Annotated in this window: 11 protein-coding genes; all 11 read right to left on the bottom strand. The window is 70.8% G+C overall.

The features are described from left to right. Window positions 1-6: 6 nt before the first annotated feature. Genes G4D85_RS34140 through G4D85_RS34090 form a run of 11 tightly spaced genes read right to left on the bottom strand, consistent with a single transcriptional unit; the run spans window position 7 to window position 17,826 of the window. Window positions 7-2,475, bottom strand: a complete 2,469-nt coding sequence (locus G4D85_RS34140; protein WP_164018270.1) for a vWA domain-containing protein — start codon at window positions 2,473-2,475, stop codon at window positions 7-9. Between the two features lie 13 nt (window positions 2,476-2,488). After that, the gene (locus tag G4D85_RS34135) at window positions 2,489-4,978 is read right to left on the bottom strand and encodes a VWA domain-containing protein (protein WP_164018269.1); all 2,490 of its coding nucleotides are present in this window, start codon (window positions 4,976-4,978) and stop codon (window positions 2,489-2,491) included. Between the two features lie 12 nt (window positions 4,979-4,990). Beyond that, window positions 4,991-5,956, bottom strand: a complete 966-nt coding sequence (locus G4D85_RS34130; protein ID WP_164018268.1) for an IPT/TIG domain-containing protein — start codon at window positions 5,954-5,956, stop codon at window positions 4,991-4,993. Window positions 5,957-5,998: 42 nt separating this feature from the next. Further along, window positions 5,999-7,282, bottom strand: a complete 1,284-nt coding sequence (locus G4D85_RS34125) for a hypothetical protein (protein ID WP_164018267.1) — start codon at window positions 7,280-7,282, stop codon at window positions 5,999-6,001. 6 nt (window positions 7,283-7,288) lie between these two features. Then, a complete protein-coding gene (locus G4D85_RS49820) occupies window positions 7,289-8,962 on the bottom strand; it encodes a collagen-like triple helix repeat-containing protein (protein ID WP_240359654.1) in 1,674 nt (557 codons plus the stop codon). Next, window positions 8,959-11,733, bottom strand: a complete 2,775-nt coding sequence (locus tag G4D85_RS34115) for a phage tail protein (protein ID WP_164018266.1) — start codon at window positions 11,731-11,733, stop codon at window positions 8,959-8,961. The genes G4D85_RS49820 and G4D85_RS34115 overlap by 4 nt, the downstream gene beginning before the upstream one ends. Continuing rightward, window positions 11,734-14,064, bottom strand: coding sequence for a baseplate J/gp47 family protein (locus tag G4D85_RS34110; RefSeq protein WP_164018265.1), 2,331 nt, complete (start codon window positions 14,062-14,064; stop codon window positions 11,734-11,736). It lies immediately after the preceding gene. Between the two features lie 7 nt (window positions 14,065-14,071). Beyond that, the gene (locus G4D85_RS34105) at window positions 14,072-14,464 is read right to left on the bottom strand and encodes a GPW/gp25 family protein (RefSeq protein ID WP_164018264.1); all 393 of its coding nucleotides are present in this window, start codon (window positions 14,462-14,464) and stop codon (window positions 14,072-14,074) included. A 4-nt stretch (window positions 14,465-14,468) separates the two neighbouring features. Beyond that, entirely contained in the window at window positions 14,469-16,028 is a 1,560-nt protein-coding gene (locus G4D85_RS34100; protein WP_164018263.1) for a hypothetical protein, read from the bottom strand. After that, window positions 16,028-16,747, bottom strand: a complete 720-nt coding sequence (locus G4D85_RS34095; protein ID WP_164018262.1) for a phage baseplate assembly protein V — start codon at window positions 16,745-16,747, stop codon at window positions 16,028-16,030. Before G4D85_RS34095 ends, G4D85_RS34100 begins: the two co-directional genes overlap by 1 nt. Beyond that, window positions 16,744-17,826 (bottom strand): phage late control D family protein, encoded by a 1,083-nt coding sequence (locus G4D85_RS34090; protein ID WP_164018261.1) that lies wholly within the window; start codon window positions 17,824-17,826, stop codon window positions 16,744-16,746. Before G4D85_RS34090 ends, G4D85_RS34095 begins: the two co-directional genes overlap by 4 nt. Between the last annotated feature and the right edge of the window lie 10 nt (window positions 17,827-17,836).

The following is a 17,836-nucleotide window of genomic DNA, read 5'->3' as shown; positions in this document are numbered from 1 at the left end:
GCCCCCTCACTCATCGTCGCGGCGTCCCCTCCGGCGGGAGATGAAGCCCAGCATGAGCAGGCCCATGGCCCCCAGCATTCCGCCCGAGGACATCCGCCTGCAGCCGCACCCGCCGGGGCCCGGCGTCGGGCCCGGCCCGGTGCCGCCGTCGGTCGGCTTGTCCTCGCCGGGCTTCACCGGCTCCAGCTTCGTCACCGGCCCCTGCGCGACGGGAGTGCCCGTCACGTACACCAGCACCTCGGTGTCATCCTTCAGGCCGGTCAGCCGCGCGCGGTACGTCCCGTCGACCTTCGGCGTGTCCACGAACTCCAGTCGGCCCTCGCCCTTCACCTCCGCATGGACGTCGTTCTCGAAGCCGGGCCCCACGTAGTGGCCCAGCACGTCCCGAGGCGTGAGGATGACGTCGTAGACGCCCTCGGACACCTTCTGCGTCGTCACCTCGGTCGCCGGCCCGTGCGGCAGCACGTCCACCTGGGTTTCGATGGTCTCCACGCGGCGCAGCGGGCGTCCGTCGGCGTCCTTCGTCTCCAGCGTGAAGTGGAAGCGGTAGGTGCCCGGCAGCTGCGTGTCCTTGTACTCCAGCCGGTAGATGCCGGTGTCCGCCTCCTTCAGCGTCAGCGGTGTCTCATCCAGCTTGGTACCCACGCGCTCCAGGAACTCCTTGTCCCGGAGCAGCGCGTTCAGCTTCGCCTGGTAGGGCGACTGTGGATCCACGCCCCCGTCCGACTGCGAAGGCGTGCCTCCGTCGGACTGCCCGGACCCCGGCTCGGGCGTCTTCGTCTCGTGCATGAGCGTGCCGAACGCGGTGAGGGGGCGCTCCACCCGCACCGTCAGGTCACCCTCCAGTCCCTTCATCGGCTTGCCGTCGAAGGCGACCTGGGCCGTCAGCACCAACGGCTTGCCGGCCGAGTGCCGCTTGCCCCCCAGCGACAGCAGGAAGTCCAGGCTCCGCTCGTCGACGTACGCGCCAAGCTGGTACACGAAGTTGGACGTCACCGAGCCGCGCACCACCTCCAGCTTCCAGTCACCCGGCGGGCCATTCTTCGGCAGCTCGAAGCGGTGCAGCACGTGGCTGTTGCCCCGCACCTCCACCGCCGGCTTCGCGATGCTGCCGTCCGGCGCCGTCACACGCAGCAACAGGGGCGGAGCGCGGTAGACGCCGGAGTACCAACCCAGGTTCACGTAGAGGCTGCGGGCCGTCGAGTCCACCGCCACCGTCCGCGTTTCCGTGCTCGTGCCGGCCGGCAACGTGGCGGTGCTCTGCAACAGCGTGGACAGGGTGTTGCCCTTGAGCGACTCCACCAGCATCCCCGCGAACGCGGGCGCCGTGCCCTTGCTCGTGGTGAGGCGGCTGGTGCCCGCCGTCTGCTGCGCGATGTCGTCCATCACCGTCACGAACGCGTCTGCCGCGTTGCCCATGGACACCGTCAGGATGGGACGGCACTTCTGCACCAGGGGGGTGTCCACGCCCGCCGTGAACTCCAGGACCTTCTTCCCGATGTGGGCGCCCACTCCGTCCTTCACGCGGGGGTTCACGTTCTGCATGCCGTCCGACATGAGCACCACCGTCAGGTCGTTCTTCGGCTCGGGCAGCGCCTCCCAGGCCTGCACCGCCGCCTTGAGGCCTCCGCCCATGGCCGTGGACCCGGCCGGCTCCTTGGCCCTCACGTCGTTGCTGAGCTGCGTCCACGGGTGCGTCGGGCCGGCCACCGCGCCGACTCCGCGCTCGACGAACAGGTTGCCGCCGAACGGGGTGGGCTCCACGACGCTCTGGAAGTAGACGAGCGCCAGCCGGTCCTTCGCCAGCGCCCGGCCTCCCGTCTGGGTGAAGGGGTCCATTCCCTCCGCTGCCCAGAAGTTTACGAACTGCTCGATGGAGTCCTCCAGCGCCCGCCACTTCGTCGACGGCTCCGAGTCTCCCGGCGTGGAGCCGCTCATGCTCCCGGAGCGGTCCAGCACCAGCGCGATGTCCTGCGGCAGCCGGCCGTTGTTCGTGCCCGGCGGCGGGGTGAGCCACTCCATGAGCTTCACCCGTCGGCGGGCGCACGTGCACTGGTCCTCCGACAGCGCTGAGTACCCGGTGAGGCGGTAGCCGTTGATGCCAGCGAAGCTCGGCGTGAACGTCACCGTCCGCTGGCCGTTGTCCAGCGGGTCCTTCGAGCAGAGGTTCGAGATGTTGGTCAGCAGGCTGTAGAGCCAGTACTCGACGACCACGGTGTTGCCGGCGGCGTTCAACACGGCGTTGTCCCCGTTGGGGAGCAGCACGTTGCCGGGAATGCCTACCGGCGTGCCGCCGAAGTCGATGGTGGAGCCGGCGGGCACGGGTGCCCCCAGCTCCAGCATCACCTTCACGTGGGTGACCGCCTGGCCTCCCGCGGGAGTGATTGGCGTCCGGAAGGAAAACTGCGCCTCGGCCGTGGCCGGGGACAGCAGCAGCGCGAACAGCCCTGCGAGCAGCGACAGGCGGTATGCCATCTTCATCTCCTGGTCATTCGGTGGAGCGCTTGTGCGGCGCCCGGTACGGCTTACGGGGAATGCGCCACCACCCCAGCAGGGGCAGCGCGAGGAACAGGCCGAGCAACCCACCACTCGCGCCGCACTTGCGGCCGGGCAGGGGCTCCGCCTCGGACCGTTGCTTCGCCGTCTGGTCCGCGGGCGTCGCGTTCCTCAGGTCCTGGGGGTTCTCCAGGATGAAGGCGATGGAGTTGTCCAGCACCACGGCGCCTCCCATCCAGACGGAGAGGTGCGCGGTGTAGTTCACGCCCCACAACCGCAGCGTGTAGGTGCCCATCTGCTCGTTGTCCCAGAGGGAGTAGCCGACGCCCTCGCCCGTGTCGGTGGAGGGCGTCAGCTCCTGCCAGTCCACGAACACCCGGACGGTGTTCTCGTACCCCGGGCCCAGCCGCCGGTACTCGAGGTCCCTCGGGGTGAAGTGGATGACGAAGCGGTCGTCGCCCTCGGGCTCTCCGCCCGTCGCGGTGGCTGACACGTCGGGCAGCACCACCACGTGGGCCTCCAGCGTCTCCACGCGCCGCAGCTCATCCGGCCCCGTCACCACGACGCGGAAGCGGTACCGGCCGGGGATGGACGTGTCCGTGTAGGGGAGCTGGAAGCGTCCGCCACCCACCGGCGTCAGCGGGAGCTCCACGCGCGGGTACAGCGCGGTCCGCGCCGCGAAGTCCTCATCACCTTCCAGGAGGTCGTCGAGCTTCCATTCGTAGGCGGTCCGGTCATTCGCCAGGTCATCCGGGTAGCCGCCGCCGTACTCGCTCATCACCGTCCCCAGCGACTCCACGGGCCCCTCCACCTCCACGGACACCTGGTAGTCGCCCGGGTCGGCCGGCTCTCCATCCACGCTGACCACCGCCTCAACCTCGAGCGGCTCGCCCGCCGGGTGTTGCTCCCCGACGACGCGCACGACGAAGTCGAGCACCGACTCCTCGGCGATGACGGAGACGTTGTACGGCACGCCCACAGACGCGCCGCCGTTCACCTCCACCGTCCACACGCCGGGCGGGCCGCTGTCCGGCAGGTCCACCCGCAGGGCCGAGAAGAGGAAGCCGTCCTCGTTGGCCACCGTCGGCGCCTCGTTCCCATTCGGGTCCAGCAGGCGCACCGACAGCGCACCTTCCACCAGGTTGGGATTCCCAACCCAACCGAGCACGACGATGGCGTTCTCCACCGACGAGTCCAGCGTCACCGGATGGAGGTGCGTGCCCCCACCTGGCGGCATCGTCCGCTGCTCCTGCAGCGCCAGGGACGGGGTGTTGCCCTTGAGCGCATCCACCAGGCTGGAGATGAAGCTCGGGCCAATCTGGCTCGGAAGGGTGAGCTGCGTCGTCCCAGCCGTCTGCTGCGAGAGCCGCTCCAGGTCCTCGGTCCACGGGGCCCCGACGTTCCCCACGGGGATGGTGAGGATGGGCGTGCACTTGTTGGTGAGGTCGATGTCCGTGCCCGGGTACACGATCGACATGTGGCCGTTCAGGCCCTGCTTCACCAGGGGCTGGACGTTCTGCATGCCATCCGTCATCAGCACCACCGTCAGGTCATTCTCGCTGCCGAGCTGGCTGTGCTCGCTGAAGGCCGCCTCCAGTCCGGCGCCCATCGCGGTCTGTCCACTCGGGTACTCCGGCCGATCCAAGGCATCGGTGAACTCATTCCATTCGTTGCCGTCCAACCCCCGCTCCCGGAAGCCTTCTGACACCACGTTCGAGCCGAACAGGAAGAGCCCGAGCCGGTCCGTGCCCAGCTTCGGATCCACTGCGCCCGTCTGGCGCGGCATTCCCTCCAGCTTCCACTGGGCAATGAACTGGGCCACGGCGGAGCGCAGGCCCATCCAGCGTGACATGCCCTGGGTGACGGAGCTGGACATGCTCCCCGAGCGGTCCACCACCAGCGCGATGTCCATCGGGAACCGGCCCAGGTTGTCGCCGGGAGGCACCTCGGTCCAATTCATGCCGTTCTTCACGCGGCGCTTGGAGCAGGTGCAGCTGTCCACGGAGGCCGCTGAGTACCCCGTCATCCGGTAGGTGGAGATGCCCGTCCAGCCGGTGAGCGTGTACTGGTATTCCGAGTCCGTCGCGCTCCCGTTGAGCGCACAGGGGTCGGTGTTCGGGGCCGCGTAGAGGCTGTACACATGGTGTCTCAGGAATACCGTCTCGGTGCCGACTCCCCGGAGGGTGATTTGATCGCCGTTCGACAGGGTGTGCGCCCCGTCCATGGCGGGGAAGGTCCCCAGTTCATCGCCCCCCCCGTCCCGGACGGTGAAGCGTGCCCCGGTGACAACGCCCCCAACGTCCTGTCCGGGCGCGAAGTCGTCGTACAGCGAGAGCTCCACCCTGACCAGCGACACAGGCTGCGCGGGGGCAAGCACGTGCGGCAGTTTGTAGGCGAACGTCTGCTCTGCCGCCTGGCTCGCGAGGCCCGGCAACAGCAGACAGCAGAGGAGTGAGAGGAACAGCGCGTGGCGGTGGGTCATGAGAGGGTCTTCTCACTTCTCGAGGATGACTCCCATCCCCAGTGAGGTCATCGGCCCCACGCTGACCTTGATGGAGACCGTCTTCCGATCGCCGGTCACTCCAAAGCCATCCAGGTTCGCCGGAATCACGACGGTGAGCTGGGTTCCCGTCGCGGTGGCCGGCTGGACCCCCACGGGTGCAGGGGGACTCCCTCCCAGTGGCTGGTCATCGAAGAAGACCCTGACGTTGCTCGGCACCGAGCCGAAGTTCTGGCCGGTGATGGTGAGCGTGGAGCCGAGCTTCGCTCCAATGGCCGGGCTGAATGACGAGACGGATGGGGTGGGCTGCGCGGGCGGTGGCGTGATGACGAGCTGCGCGGTTGCGATGCCCGTGGCGGTGGTCACCACCACCGACACCACCTTCTGCTGTCCCGTCGTGGTGGGCGCGCCGGGAATGCCCGTCGGCACCGTGACGAACAGCGAGAAGCGCGTGCTGTCCGACGAGGGCGTCGCCGCCGTCACCCCGTCGAACGTCACCTTGTTGCGCGACTGCACCGGGTCGAACTCCTTGCCGATGATCTGCACCGGGGTGCCCACGGGCGCCGTCAGCGGAGAGAAGCCGGTGATGACGGGAGGCTCCGACTGCTGGGGCCCACTGCCCGCCACCGCCGCTATCAGCAGGAAGACGTTGGTGTTGTCCGCCACCCGTGCGTCGGGCGGGGGAATCTGCCCCACCACCAGCCGCCCCGCGTTCTCCGCGCGCCCGATGTCCACCGAGACGCCCGCCGCGTCCAGCGCCCCGGCAATCTTGAGCTTGTTGCCCCCCTGCGCGAGGGTGTTCTTCACGTCGCTGATGGTGCGCCCGAAGAGGTTGGGCACCGGGTTGTTGCCCACGCCGGCCACCAGGTTCTTCATCTCCCGGACGAGCGTGTTGATGAGGTCGGAGGTGATGAGGTCTCCGGGTTTGATTTCGGGCAGGTCATCCAGATCAATGGGCATCGCGCTCTCCTCGCGGCCAGCGAGCGTCAGGTAGGGGAAGGGTCATGGCAGGGCGGAGTTCGCGAAGCTCCAGTGCGCGGCGTCGAAGCGTGGGGTGCCCAGGTACGGCAGGTACCCGCTGGTGAAGACCAGGTACTGCTGCGGGCCCGCGGTTCCGTTCTCCGCCGCGTGGTTCTCCTGCACCCGGTACAGCCAGAGGCCCGGGTCCCCACCCGCCACGTTGATGGGCGGGTACGCCATGGACAGCCGCAGCAGCGACTGCAGCCGCGCGCCCTCCACGTGCAGCGGGGGCTGCCGCGCGGTGACTCCCTCGAAGAACTTCGCGTACACGAAGCCCGCGCGGCCCCCGCCCTCCAGCGGCAGCAGCCCCACCGACGGCAGATAGGAGAAGTGGTCCACCGCGCGCACCGACTGCGGCGTGCCCTGGCGCAGCTTCTCCAACTGGTCCTGGAACTGGAGGAACATGGCCTCGCCCTCGGCCGCGCGGCGGTCCGCCACCCCGGACGCCCAGCGTCCCAGCAATGTCGGCCGCGTCAGCCGCCGCCGGGCCGCCCACGTGTCCACCCAGCGCAGGCCCTCGCCGTGTCGCCAGTGCAGCACGGCCAGCGGGACGTCGCAGCTCGTGAGGGCGTTGGGACGCAGGCCGTCAATGAGGCCGTACCCCTCCACCGCGGGGCCGAACGGGTCCCGTATGAAGGCCTTCGAGCTCGGGTCCGTCGTCCCGAAGCAGTGGTGCGCCACGCGGTTGCGCAAGAGCCTCCGCACGGCCTCGTCACTTCCCAGCTCGGCGGCGTCCGGCAACGTGAGCTGGAGCAGCCGGAAGCGCACGCCCTCCACCAGCCGCTTCGCCTCGCATCCGGTGCCGGGCAGTCCTCCCAGGCCGCTGGTGGACGCGCGCCCCTCGCGTCCCTCCGCCTCGGAGATGACCAGCAGGTACACGCCCGCGCCGGACACGTAGGCGCTCCCGGGAGGCTCGCATGTGGCGAAGGCGCCCGTTCCACCCGTGGAGGAGGTGGTGTTGGCCGCTCCGCGCAGCAGCGCCACGTTCACCTCCTGGAGCAGCTCCAGGGGGCGCCCCTCCCGGTTGATGGCCAGCCCCGGCTTCACCGTGACGACGGGGTCCGTCGCGGAGCTGCCGCCGACGATGGCCTCCACCTCCAGCCCGTGGGCCACGCCCTCGCCCACGGCGCGACCGAACTGCTTGAGCGCCTCCTTGCGGGACTGCTGCTCCTGCGTCAGGTCCTCGGCCGAAAGCAGTCGGCCGTTGAAGAAGTTCGTCGAGCGGATGCCGTCGTCGAGGAATGCCGTATCCAGGTCGATGCGCATGGCGCCTCACCCCTGAGGGAAGCGGAAGTACTGGCTGACTTCGATGACCACCTCGAGCTGCTCGAGGTCGCCGGGATTGGCGTACTGCTGGTTCGGCATGTCCCAGAAGTGGAGGGCGAACACAGAGGAGTCATCCCCTTCGGGGAAGCCGCCGAAGGTGACGGAGTCCAGGTGGGGGAACTCCGGGTGCTGCACCATCATCGCCTTGACGATGTAGACGTACTCCTCGGGCTTGAAGACGCAGTCGTTGAAGGTGAAGTAGGCCGTCCCGTCATCCACGATGCCGACGCACCGCAGGCCGTTGTAGGTGGTGCCGGGGTCCTCGTCCCGGAGGGGGACGATGCCCGCTGCCACGATGTGGTAGTTGCCCAGGTCCGGGTTCTCGGGGCGCCGCACCACCCACGGGAAGGGTTCTCCCGGGTCGCCCTGCGGACCCTGCGCGCCCGTGTTGCCGGGGTCGCCCTTGTCACCCTTGTCGCCCTTCACACCCGGGTTGCCGGGGTCACCCTTGTCGCCCTTCACACCCGGGCTGCCGGGGTCGCCCTTGTCGCCCTTCACACCCGGGTTGCCGGGGTCGCCCTTGTCGCCCTTCAACCCCTGGGGCCCCTGGGGACCCGCCGGGCCCGCGCCACCGCCGCCGCCGCCGGCCGCGGCAATGGACAGGAGCATCTCCTGGAGCATCCGCAGGTGAAGGACGAAGGGCCGGTCCTCCTCGAGGAGGCGGATGGCGCCGGGGTCGTCATCCACCAGCCAGTCGCCGGCCACTTCGGACTTCACCAGCGCCACCTCCACCTCGGCCAGCATCACGCAGTCGCCGTCGCTCGCGGGCTCCGGCGTGACGGGGGAAGTGCAGCCGTGCGCCGCGCCCAGCCAGTTGGGCCGCCACAGCGCGCGCAGCTCCGTCACCCACAGCCGCAGGGCGGCGCGCAGGTACCGCTCCATGTCCTCCGTGTAGATGAGGAGCGGCCCGGGCGGGGACGCGTCCATCATCGGGTCCAGCGGACTGTTCGGGGCGGGGGGAGAAAGCGGCGACGACGGCGGCGAGCCGGTCACCGCCGCGTCGCGGATGGCCTTGAGGAAGGCTTCCATGGAGATGGAGCTGGAAGGGTCGCTTGCCCCCTGGATGTGGCCTTGCAGCCAGCGCATGAAATCGCGGACGGCGTCCTCTTCAGGCTGGGCGGGACGCCCCAGGCGCAGCTCCAGCCGGAAGTCGTCCGTGACGCGCGAGGGCGCCATGGAGTCGTCCTCACTGCGGCACGGCTCCCCGGGGACGGGCACCATGTCGGTGAGGCACTCGCGGTAGCAGAGCACCACCCACAGCCGCAGGAGGTCCGTCGCGGAGACGTGCGGGTCCACGGCCTCGCGGTTCGCCTTCAGCCAGTCATTCAGTGACGCGCACTGCGAGGGCGTCACCCGGACGAGCTGACCCCGCGGGGTGAGCGCCACGCCGGGCGACACCCGCACCTCCGGGCCCCGGGTGCCAAGGCCGGACGTCACGGCCAGGCCCCAGGCGGTGCCGTAGCCGAGCAAATCGCGGGCGAGCCACCTGTCCCGCTCGGACAGCCAGGCGAACTCCTGATTGAAGTCGTCCACGCCCAGCACCATCCCCAGCACGTAGTTGACGTGCTTGGTGGGGTCGGCGGCGGCGCGCGGTACTGACGTGGAAGTGAAGGTGCTCATAGGGTGTCGCTCCCGTGGGTCTCACGGCGCCCGAGCGCGTCCCGTCCCAGGATCTGCCGGTCCTTGGCATCCTGTGGGGGTCTCGGGGCCAGATGGCTTTCCGCCAGGTACTCGCGGCCGAGCTGCATGGCGGGCATCAGCTCGGGGGCACGGCTGCCCAGGTCAATCAGGGTGTCCACGCCCAGGCGGGCTTCGCCGACGCGGAACATGGCCCAGTAGAACTTCACGTCGAACACGGTGTGGGCTGGCTTCTCCACCGCCACCACCCGCATCGCCTGCTCCAGCCGCGTACGCTGCTCCTCCGCCGCGCTGCCCTTGGGCACCGGCAGCACCACCGTGAAGCGGTGGGCCGCGGCGCGCACCGGCAGCACCACCGTCTCGAAGTGGTACCAGTCCGTCTGCGCCGGGCCGTCGTCCGGCAGCACCACGGGCAGCGCGGCCTGCGTGAAGTCCGCCAGGGACGTCAGGTGCGCCGCGTTGAGGGCGGTGACGTTGCGGTAGCGCCGCAGCAGGAACTCCCGCCACACCGAGGTGGTCGCGACGGTCGCCGCCGGAATGAAGCCCAGCGCCTCCATGCAGAAGGAACGCCAGACGGAGGAAGCCGTCGCTCCCGCCGGCTCGCGCAGGGGGAAGCTGTCCACCGTCGCCGTCACGCCCGCCGCCTGCAGGGCCGCGCGGTAGCGGTCCACCAGCTGCGCGCGTCCCTGCGAGGGCTCCCAGCGCTGAGTCGTGGCGGTGGTGACGACGTGGATGCCGTCCGACACGGTGGACTCGGGCGGGGTGATGAAGGGCGTGCGCGCCGAGCGGAAACGCTCGACGATGCGGAAGCGGGCGCGGGTGGGCTCCGTCTCCTCGGTGAAGATGGTGTCGTCCGGGCACTCGTCCAGCGCCACGCGCAGGGCCATGATGAGCCCGCGCGGCGTGCCCCTCCACTGGAAGAAGTCCAGCGTGTGGCGCAGGAACAGCCGCCGCCGCGTCTCGTCCCAGGCCGGGTCCATGGCCACGCCGAACCAGGACGACAGCCAGTCCAGGGCTTCGGGCGGAGCGCCCCGCGCGTCGAACAGCACCTGCGCGGCGGCGATGCGGTCCTCGAGCGAGGTGAACAGCCCCTCCACGTTGGCGAGGAACCGGTCCAGGAAGCTCGCGGACTCGGCGTCCTGCCGGTACAGGCCCGGCAGGTACTGCGCCAGGTAGGAGAAGCGCGGGTACCACGCGCGCAGGGCGTGGATGCGAGGCGTGGTGGCTCCGCCGCCGTGCAGCGTCAGCTCCACCTGCGCGTAGCGCCCCTTCGCCCGCTGGAAGAGCACCTCGAAGGTGCCCCGGTGCCCACTCGTGGCGCCGGCCACGTACGGCAGCTCCGAGCCTCGGCCGCGCTTGTACGGCGTGGGCTCCTCGATGAAGGGCGTGGCCTCCAGGTCCGCATGCTCGTTGGCCGCGCGGGTGCGCACGGTGACGCGGGCGCCGGGGGGAATGGACGCGTCCAGCATCAGCCGGTGCCACACGCAGTCGGGCGCGCGGCCGTCCAGCACCGGCGTGCGCAGGGTGGCCTCGCGCACGTAGCGGGGCCGGCGCTGGGCCACCAGGGGCACGAAGGTGTCGGCGAAGTCGTAGAACGCGCCGCCGTCCACGCCGATGAGCGCCTTGCCGCCAAACAAGCGCAGCGGCAGGTACTCCGGCTGGGGCACGGCGGACAGTGCGCCGCCTTCGCCCACATGCAGGTCGAAGGCGAACACCTGGTTGCCGTCACGGCCCACGACGAGCACGCGGTGGGGCGTGTCCTTCGTCCCGGGCACCAGGGCCATGTCATGCGGCACCAGCGCGTAGCTGAACGCGGAGCCGGAGCCCTGGAGGATGCCCTCCACCTCCAGCGGCAGCGGCGCTCCCTCGGGCTGGCCGTCGCGGTACACGCTCAGGAAGCCGCCGGCCTCGCCCCGGTCCAGCACCAGCACGCGGCCGTCGGGCAGCACCTCCACGGAGATGGGGTCCGCCGCATCCAGCGGCAGCGACGCGTCCAGCGACACCGGCTCGGGGAAGGTGACGGCGGGCACGCGACGCGGCGGGCCGCCCTGCGCCGGCTGGAAGACCTCCACCACCTCCTCGGCCAGCACGGAGTCGCCGCCCAGGCGCACCACGCGCAGCTCCGCGTCCAGGCGCCACAGGCGGCGGTGCTGCCGGTCCAGCACCACCGCGCCGCCGTCCGGCGTGGCCGCGACGTCCCACGGTGCGAAGGGCACTCCCGCGGGCCATAGGTGCCGCACCGGCGGGCCGCCGGAGTGCAGGTCGAACACCAGCAGCCCCGGCTCGGGCGCGAGCGTCCCCACCACGAGGTAGTGGTGCGCGGTGATGCCCAGTCCGCCCAGCGGCACCGCCGCCGGAGCGGACGGAGCCACCACCGGGCCGAAGCCGCCGAACGTCGCCGCGCGGGGCTCAGAGGGCGCCACCGGCCAGAAGGTGCTGGTGAGCCGCGAGCCGCTGGACATCACCTTCACGGCGAGCCCGTCACGGTCAATCCAGTAGAAGCTCTTGTAGCGGTCCCTCGCGGCGCCGCGCCGGTCCTCCAGCTTCGGCGGCACGTCGCGGGGCGCGGCGGGAAAGCGGAACAGCTCGGCGCGCAGGGACACCTCCGCGCGCAGGGCATCCCAGGCCACGTCCGCGCCGGTGCCGGATGCGTCGGCCCACGCCTCGGCCAGGGGCTGCCCCTTGTCGGAGGAGCAGCGGCCCCAGTCGTCGCGGCCGAGCAGCAGGTGGAAGCGGGAGCCGTTGGCGTCCATCTACCGGCACTCCTCGGGCACGACGGGCACGGACACGAAGGGCCGCTGCGCGCCGGTGGCCACGGGGCCGGTGCCGCGCAGCTCGTCCAGGGACGGCGGGTCCCCCACGGCCACGGAGATGCCGGCCAGCCGGGGCAGCTGCAGGCCCGTCAATGGCACCTGGCCCTGCGCGGCGCCGGTGGCCAGTCCCAGGCTCACCCCGCGCACCAGGGCCACGCCCGCCACGCGGCTGGCCACGGCCGCCAGCTCCAGCGACACCACGGCCTTGCGCAGCGGCCAGCCCCGCTGGAGCACCGTGGCCTGCGGCGCGCCGGCCAGCGACACGGTGGGCTCCAGCAGGTCCACGTCCTCGGGGGGCAGCGGCGACAGGAAGGCGGTGAGGGCGGCCTTCACCGCCTCGCGCACCACGGCCTGGGACACGCCGGCCACCACCTCCAGGCCCACCGTCACCCAGACGGGCTTGTACTGGGCGCGGCGCACGAAGATCTCCGTCGTCACCAGCCGCCGGGGCGCCAGCCAGCAGGCGATGGCATCCAGGAAGGCGTCCGCGCCCTGCGTCTCCGCGGGGTCCGGCTCGAAGCGCGGAACGGCCATGACCGTCACCGCGCCGGGCGCGTCGCCGGGCTCGTTGGGCGACAGGGCGGGGTGGAAGGCGGGCAGCACCTCCACGCGGCCCACGGCCACGCCGGGGGTGCGCAGGGTGAGCGCCTCGAAGTCCTGCACCGTCACCAGCCTGTCTCGGTGCTGGAGGAAGCGGGAGATGCTCCGCTCTCCCTGCTTCACATTCTCGGCGTCCGCGCCGCCCCAGGTGGGCAGCGGGTTCTCCACCTTGATGCCGGGAGGCAGCGCGGGGCCGCTCGTCACCGTGCCCGCGCCCACATTGCCGGCGCGGCCCACGCCATGGTCATAGTCCACGCGCAGGGTGGCGCCAGGGGGCGGACGGGCGCCGTGCGCGCCGTCGCCGAAGCGCAGCTCGCCGGCCTCCGCGTCCAGGAGGAACACCTTCACCCGCGTGTTGGTGTACGCGGGCGTGCCCGGCGGCAGGCGCGGGTCCGGCACCGCCACCTCGGGTCCGGCGCTCATCAGGTCATCAATCGCCTCCCACGTCTCGGAGGTGCCGTTGACGGTGACGGTGAGCTTCACCGTGCCCGGCAGCACGGGCGAGCGCGCCAGCTTCGCCACCTGGTCCGGCTCGCCAGTGCCCGCGGGCAGCAGCTCGCTCGTCACTCGCTCGCGCTGCGTCACCGGCGCCGCGTTGATGCCCGCCCACAAGAGCTTCACGGACACGGGCGCGGACGAGGTGATGCGCAGCCACGTAATCACGCGTGCATCCAGCGCCTCGTCGTCCAGCGCGGGAGGGAAGTCGCGGGTGCCCGCCTCCAGCGGGTCCAGGTTCGACCACAGCGCCAGCTCGGCCTCGCTGGAGGGCAGGGGGACGTCCACCACCACCGGCTCGGCGGGCACCTCGGCGGTGGCCAGGGTGCGCCAGCTCGCGTTGCGGTCCGCAGCCGACTCCGGCAGCTTGCCCTCCGGCGGCAACCGGGGGAGCTGGAACTGGAGCACCGCCGACCCCTCGGGCCGCGCCTGCCCGTTGGGCACCAGGTCCCTCCCTCCGGTGTCTCCGGCGGGCGCGATTCCCACCGTCAGCACCTTGCCCTTCAGCAGCTCGCAGAGCTGCGTCTTGGCACCCTCCGGCCCCAACGGAGACGACGCCAGCTTCAGGTCCGCGGGCCGCAGCAGCAGCGCCACCCACAGTGCCCGGTCCAGTGTCTGGGTGTTCAGGTCCAGCGGCTCGGTGCCGCGCGGCGAGAAGGGCGTCGTCTCGTAGAACTGGAGCGCGTTCAGCGGCGCGAGCGGGGGCGTGGTGGCGGTGAAGGACGCGTACAGCTCCTCGTAGTACGCCTTCACGCGCTCCTCGGGCGCGACGCTTCGCTTGTAGAAGAGGGCGGCCTCCACGGGCAGCACGTCCAGCCCGCGCTCGGTGCGGAAGGGCACCTTGCCGGCGCTCACCTCCACGCCGTCCGTCAGTGTGAGTGCCTGGGGCGTTCCGCCGCGCTCGTTGCGGAAGGCGACGAGTCCCCTCGCGGACGACGCGGGCTGCAGGGGGACGCCCAGCAGCTGGAGGAACTTGAGCCGGTTGCGCTCCGGAATCTGGTTGGCGCGGTAGAGCAGGCTCTCCGTGAGGAAGGAGAACAGCTCCAGCAGGGTGACGCCCGGGTCGGCCTTGTTGAAGTTGGTCCACTCGGGGTTGTGGACGGGGATGCGCGACAGCGCCTCGTCCAGCAGTTGCTGGTACTTCCGGTCATCGATGGTGGGCAGGGTGAGTGGCAAGGTGGTGTTACCCCGCGAGCGTGATGTTCAGGCTGAGCCGCTCGCGCGCCCCGGTGGCGACGAGCTTGTAGGTAATGGTGGCGGTGGCGGCCCGGGCGTCTTGCGCGTCGGCCTCCACGCTCACCGACTCCACGGAGATGCGCGGCTCCCACAGCGCCAGGGCGCGAGTGATCCGCTCGGCAATCTGGTGCCGCGTCGTCACGGTGTTCGGCTCGAAGAGGAAGCGCGCCAGCCCCGCGCCGAACTCCGGCAGCAGGAGGCGCTCGCGCGGCTCCGTGGCGAGGATGACCTGGATGGCCTCGCGCACGTTGCGCTCGCCCTCGGACCACTGCACGCGCCCGTCCGGGCCCACGCGTGGGGGGAAGCTGATGCCTCGGCCTATGAGCTTTCCGGCGTCCATGGACTCACCCAACCCTGGGCTTCGGGAGGCAGATCTTCAGGAAGGGCATCCACCAGAAGATGATGTTGAGCAGCGCCAGGAAGATCATCAGGACGATGAAGGCGCAGAGCGTGATGATGGGAATGGAGAACATGCACAGCTCTCCCAGGTCGAAGCTCAACCCGTCGTCGAGCTCGCCATCCATCGTCTTCTTCAGGCCGGCCACGCGGGACATCTGCTTGCGCAGGCCCTTGGACAGCGTGAAGCCGACGTTCTTCTTGAACCGGCGCAGCCCGCGGATGCTGGTGTCCACCGGCAACTCGATGCGCACCGGGCGCGCGGGCGCGTCCGGGTCGAAGAACGGCGCCAGCGTGAAGGTCCGCGAGGGCGCGCTCACCAGCGGCGGGCACAGCGCGCCGCAGGCCGGCTTCAGGTACACGCAGCGCAGCACGTAGCGGGTGACTCCCGGCTGCTCCAGCTTGGACACGGGCTCGGGCTGCGAGGGCAGGGAGTAGGTGCCCACCGTCGCGGCCTGCACCAGCGCGGACCGCAGCGCGGTCACGGTCACCTCCGTGCACAGCCGCAGGTTGTAGTTCAGCGTGTTCGGCCGCCCGTTGAGGATGTTCGCGCGCTCCCGCATGGCGTTGCGCAGCGCCTGCTGCCAGGTGTCGCCCGAGCTGCCCTCCACACGGTGGTTGCCGGTCAGCAGGTTGAACAGGCCCAGCGTGGCGTCCGTCGGCGCGGGCCCCGGGCTGTCCTTGTCCAGCCGGGTCCACAGCGCGTGGAGGCGCTCGTCCAGCAGGGTGGCGAAGTCCACCAGCAGGAAGCGCGTCGCCTCCTTCTGCACCTCCACCGCCTCGGAGGTGCTCTTCGTCCACAGCAGCAGCTGCTCGAAGGGGACGATGACCTGGGCCTCGGCCTCGTCGGCAATCATCTTCTCCGGGTCCAGGCCCGTGGCCGGGTCGGTATCCTGGAAGGCCTCGGCGGACTCGAAGGTGTCGCGGCTGGACGTGGGAACCAGCCCCACCAGCATCCGCCTCCGCTTGCCGTCCGCAGTGAAGTTCACCGGGAACAGGGGCAGCAGCTCCTCGCCCTTCGCCAGCGTGCCCGTCTTGGTGGACTCCAGCTCCTTCCAGATGCGGCGCTTGATGGCCGGGTTCTCGGGGGCCTCGGGCACCCACGCGGCCTCCTTCCCGTTGCCCAGCTCCTTGCGCAGCACGAAGGCGGCCTTCTCCCCCTTGGGCAGGTCCACCACGTGGTCCGGCATGCCGGGCAGCCGGCACACCAGGCTGGACGCCACCAGGTAGAAGCGCCCGTGCGCGGGCTGATACAGCTTGGGCGTCTTCGTCGCGTCGACCGGGTCTTCGCCGGGAATGGGCTCGCTGAAGCTCTCGAACTTCGTCACCAGCAGGCCCGTCAGGTCCGGCCGGGGCTGCTGCTGGAGCCGCTCGGCCAGCTCCTCCATGAATCGGTCCGAGTCGAACTGGAGGATGCCCGGCGCCTGGATGCGCGCGAGCTTGTCCACGCCCGCCCACAGGGGAGAGGCCGTCACCCACTGGACGGGATGTGCGAGCGCCGTGGCCATCACCAGACGTTCCCCGCGCCCGGCGTGTACGACGCGCTGACGACGCTGTTGGTGATGACGGTGTCGGCCTGCACCACGCCGCTGAACTTGGACATGCCCGCGTTGACGGTGAGCATGCCGGCGGAAATCTCAGCGGTGCTGGCGTTGACGGTGACCTTCGCCGAGGCCGTCACGGTGATGCCGCTGGCCTCCATCTTCAGCGAGTTGCCGTTGCTGTCCTGGGCTTCGATGGAGCCGGGCCCGTCCTTGAGCGTCACCTTCTGGCCGCCGGGCGTCTCCAGGGTGAGCGTCTCCTGGCCGTCCGTGTCGTCCAGGGTGATGACGATGCCATTGCGCGAGCGCAGCACCTTCTTCGCGTTCTTCCCCGCGCCGTCCATGCTCTCCGGCGGCGCGTCCTTGCCGTTCCACAGCGCGCCCACCACGTAGGGGCGCCGTGGGTCCCCGGCCTCGAAGCCGACGAGCACCTCGTCCTCCACGTCGGGCACGAACCACGAGCCGCGGTTGTTGCCGCCCATCAGCGTGGCCAGCCGGGCCCAGGCCTCATAGCGCCCGCCGCCCGCCGCATCCGCGGCCCAGGGCAGCGCCACCTTCACGCGGCCCTGGCTGTCCGGGTCCTTGATGTCGGTGACGCGCGCCGGGTACAGGCCATAGAACCGGCCGCCCAGTCCTCCGGGCACCCGCTCGTCCGCCGCCATCTCCCAAGCCGAGCCGTCCATCATGACGCCCTCCCCAGGCCGACCCGCTCCGCCAGGAACTCGGTGCGCAGGCCGTGCGCGCCGTCGAACAGGTGCTTCACCTCGGCCAGGTGGTACTTGCCGCTGAACAGGGGCCCCAGCCCCGTCAGCTCCACCCGGGTGCCCACGCGCAGGCGCGCGTCCGTCTGCGCGGTGCCGCGTCCCACCACGAAGCGCCGGGCCATCTGACGGAACAGTCCTTCCGCGCGGGACTGCGCCTCCTGGCTGCCCAGCGGCACGGTGTGGACCACCGCCTCCTTGCGCTCGGCCAGCTTGGAGGACAGCAGGCTCGCGCCGCTCTCGTCGTTGCCCAGCTCCGCGCCCAGCACGGACGGGCCGGCCTCGTGAGTCACCGCGTCCTTGTCCTGAACGCTCCAGCCGCTCACCGTCACCGCGGAGCGCTGGTTGGCCAGGTCCGCCAGCACGGTGAAGGCCGTCAGCTCGTTTCCGCGCCCCAGCTTCAGCGCCTCGCCGGTGGAGCGGGCCCCGCGCTTCTTCGCCTTCAGGGTGCGCCCCTCCACCCACAGCTCCACGTCCACCGCGCGGCAGCGCTCGCGCAGGAAGGCCAGGTCGCTCTGGTTCACCTGCGCCAGCACCTTGTGTGTGGGCCCGGACACGTCCAGGTCCGGCGTCAGCCCGTGCTTGCTGGCCACCTGCCGCAGCACGTCCGCGTCGCTCACGTCCGCGTACGTCGTCGTCCGCCGCGTCATGCGCAGGTCTTGAAGTCGGTCTTCCGCGAGCACCGTCAGCGTGGGCGGCGCGCTCTCCGGGAACTCCGCCTCCAGCGCCATGATGCGGCCCTCGAAGAGGACGTCGGTGGTGCCCAGCCGCACCTCGAAGGGCTTGCCGAAGTCGAGCAGGGCGCGGTCGAAGTAGAGGAAGCCCGTCTCCCCGTCCTTGGGGCCCCAGTTTCCGAAGGTGGCCTCGCACCGATACAGCCCCTGGACCGTCTCGACGATGGACAGCTCCATCAGGCCGGCGGAGAGCTCGGCCTGCTCACGTCCGTCCACGCGCAGGGTGGGGCGGGCGGCGAGGAGCTTGTTGTCGGAGTTTCCGTCGGCCATGGCTGTCCCG

This window comes from Pyxidicoccus trucidator (assembly GCF_010894435.1).
GTDB lineage: Bacteria > Myxococcota > Myxococcia > Myxococcales > Myxococcaceae > Myxococcus > Myxococcus trucidator.
This window is presented reverse-complemented; position numbering and strand designations above follow the sequence as displayed.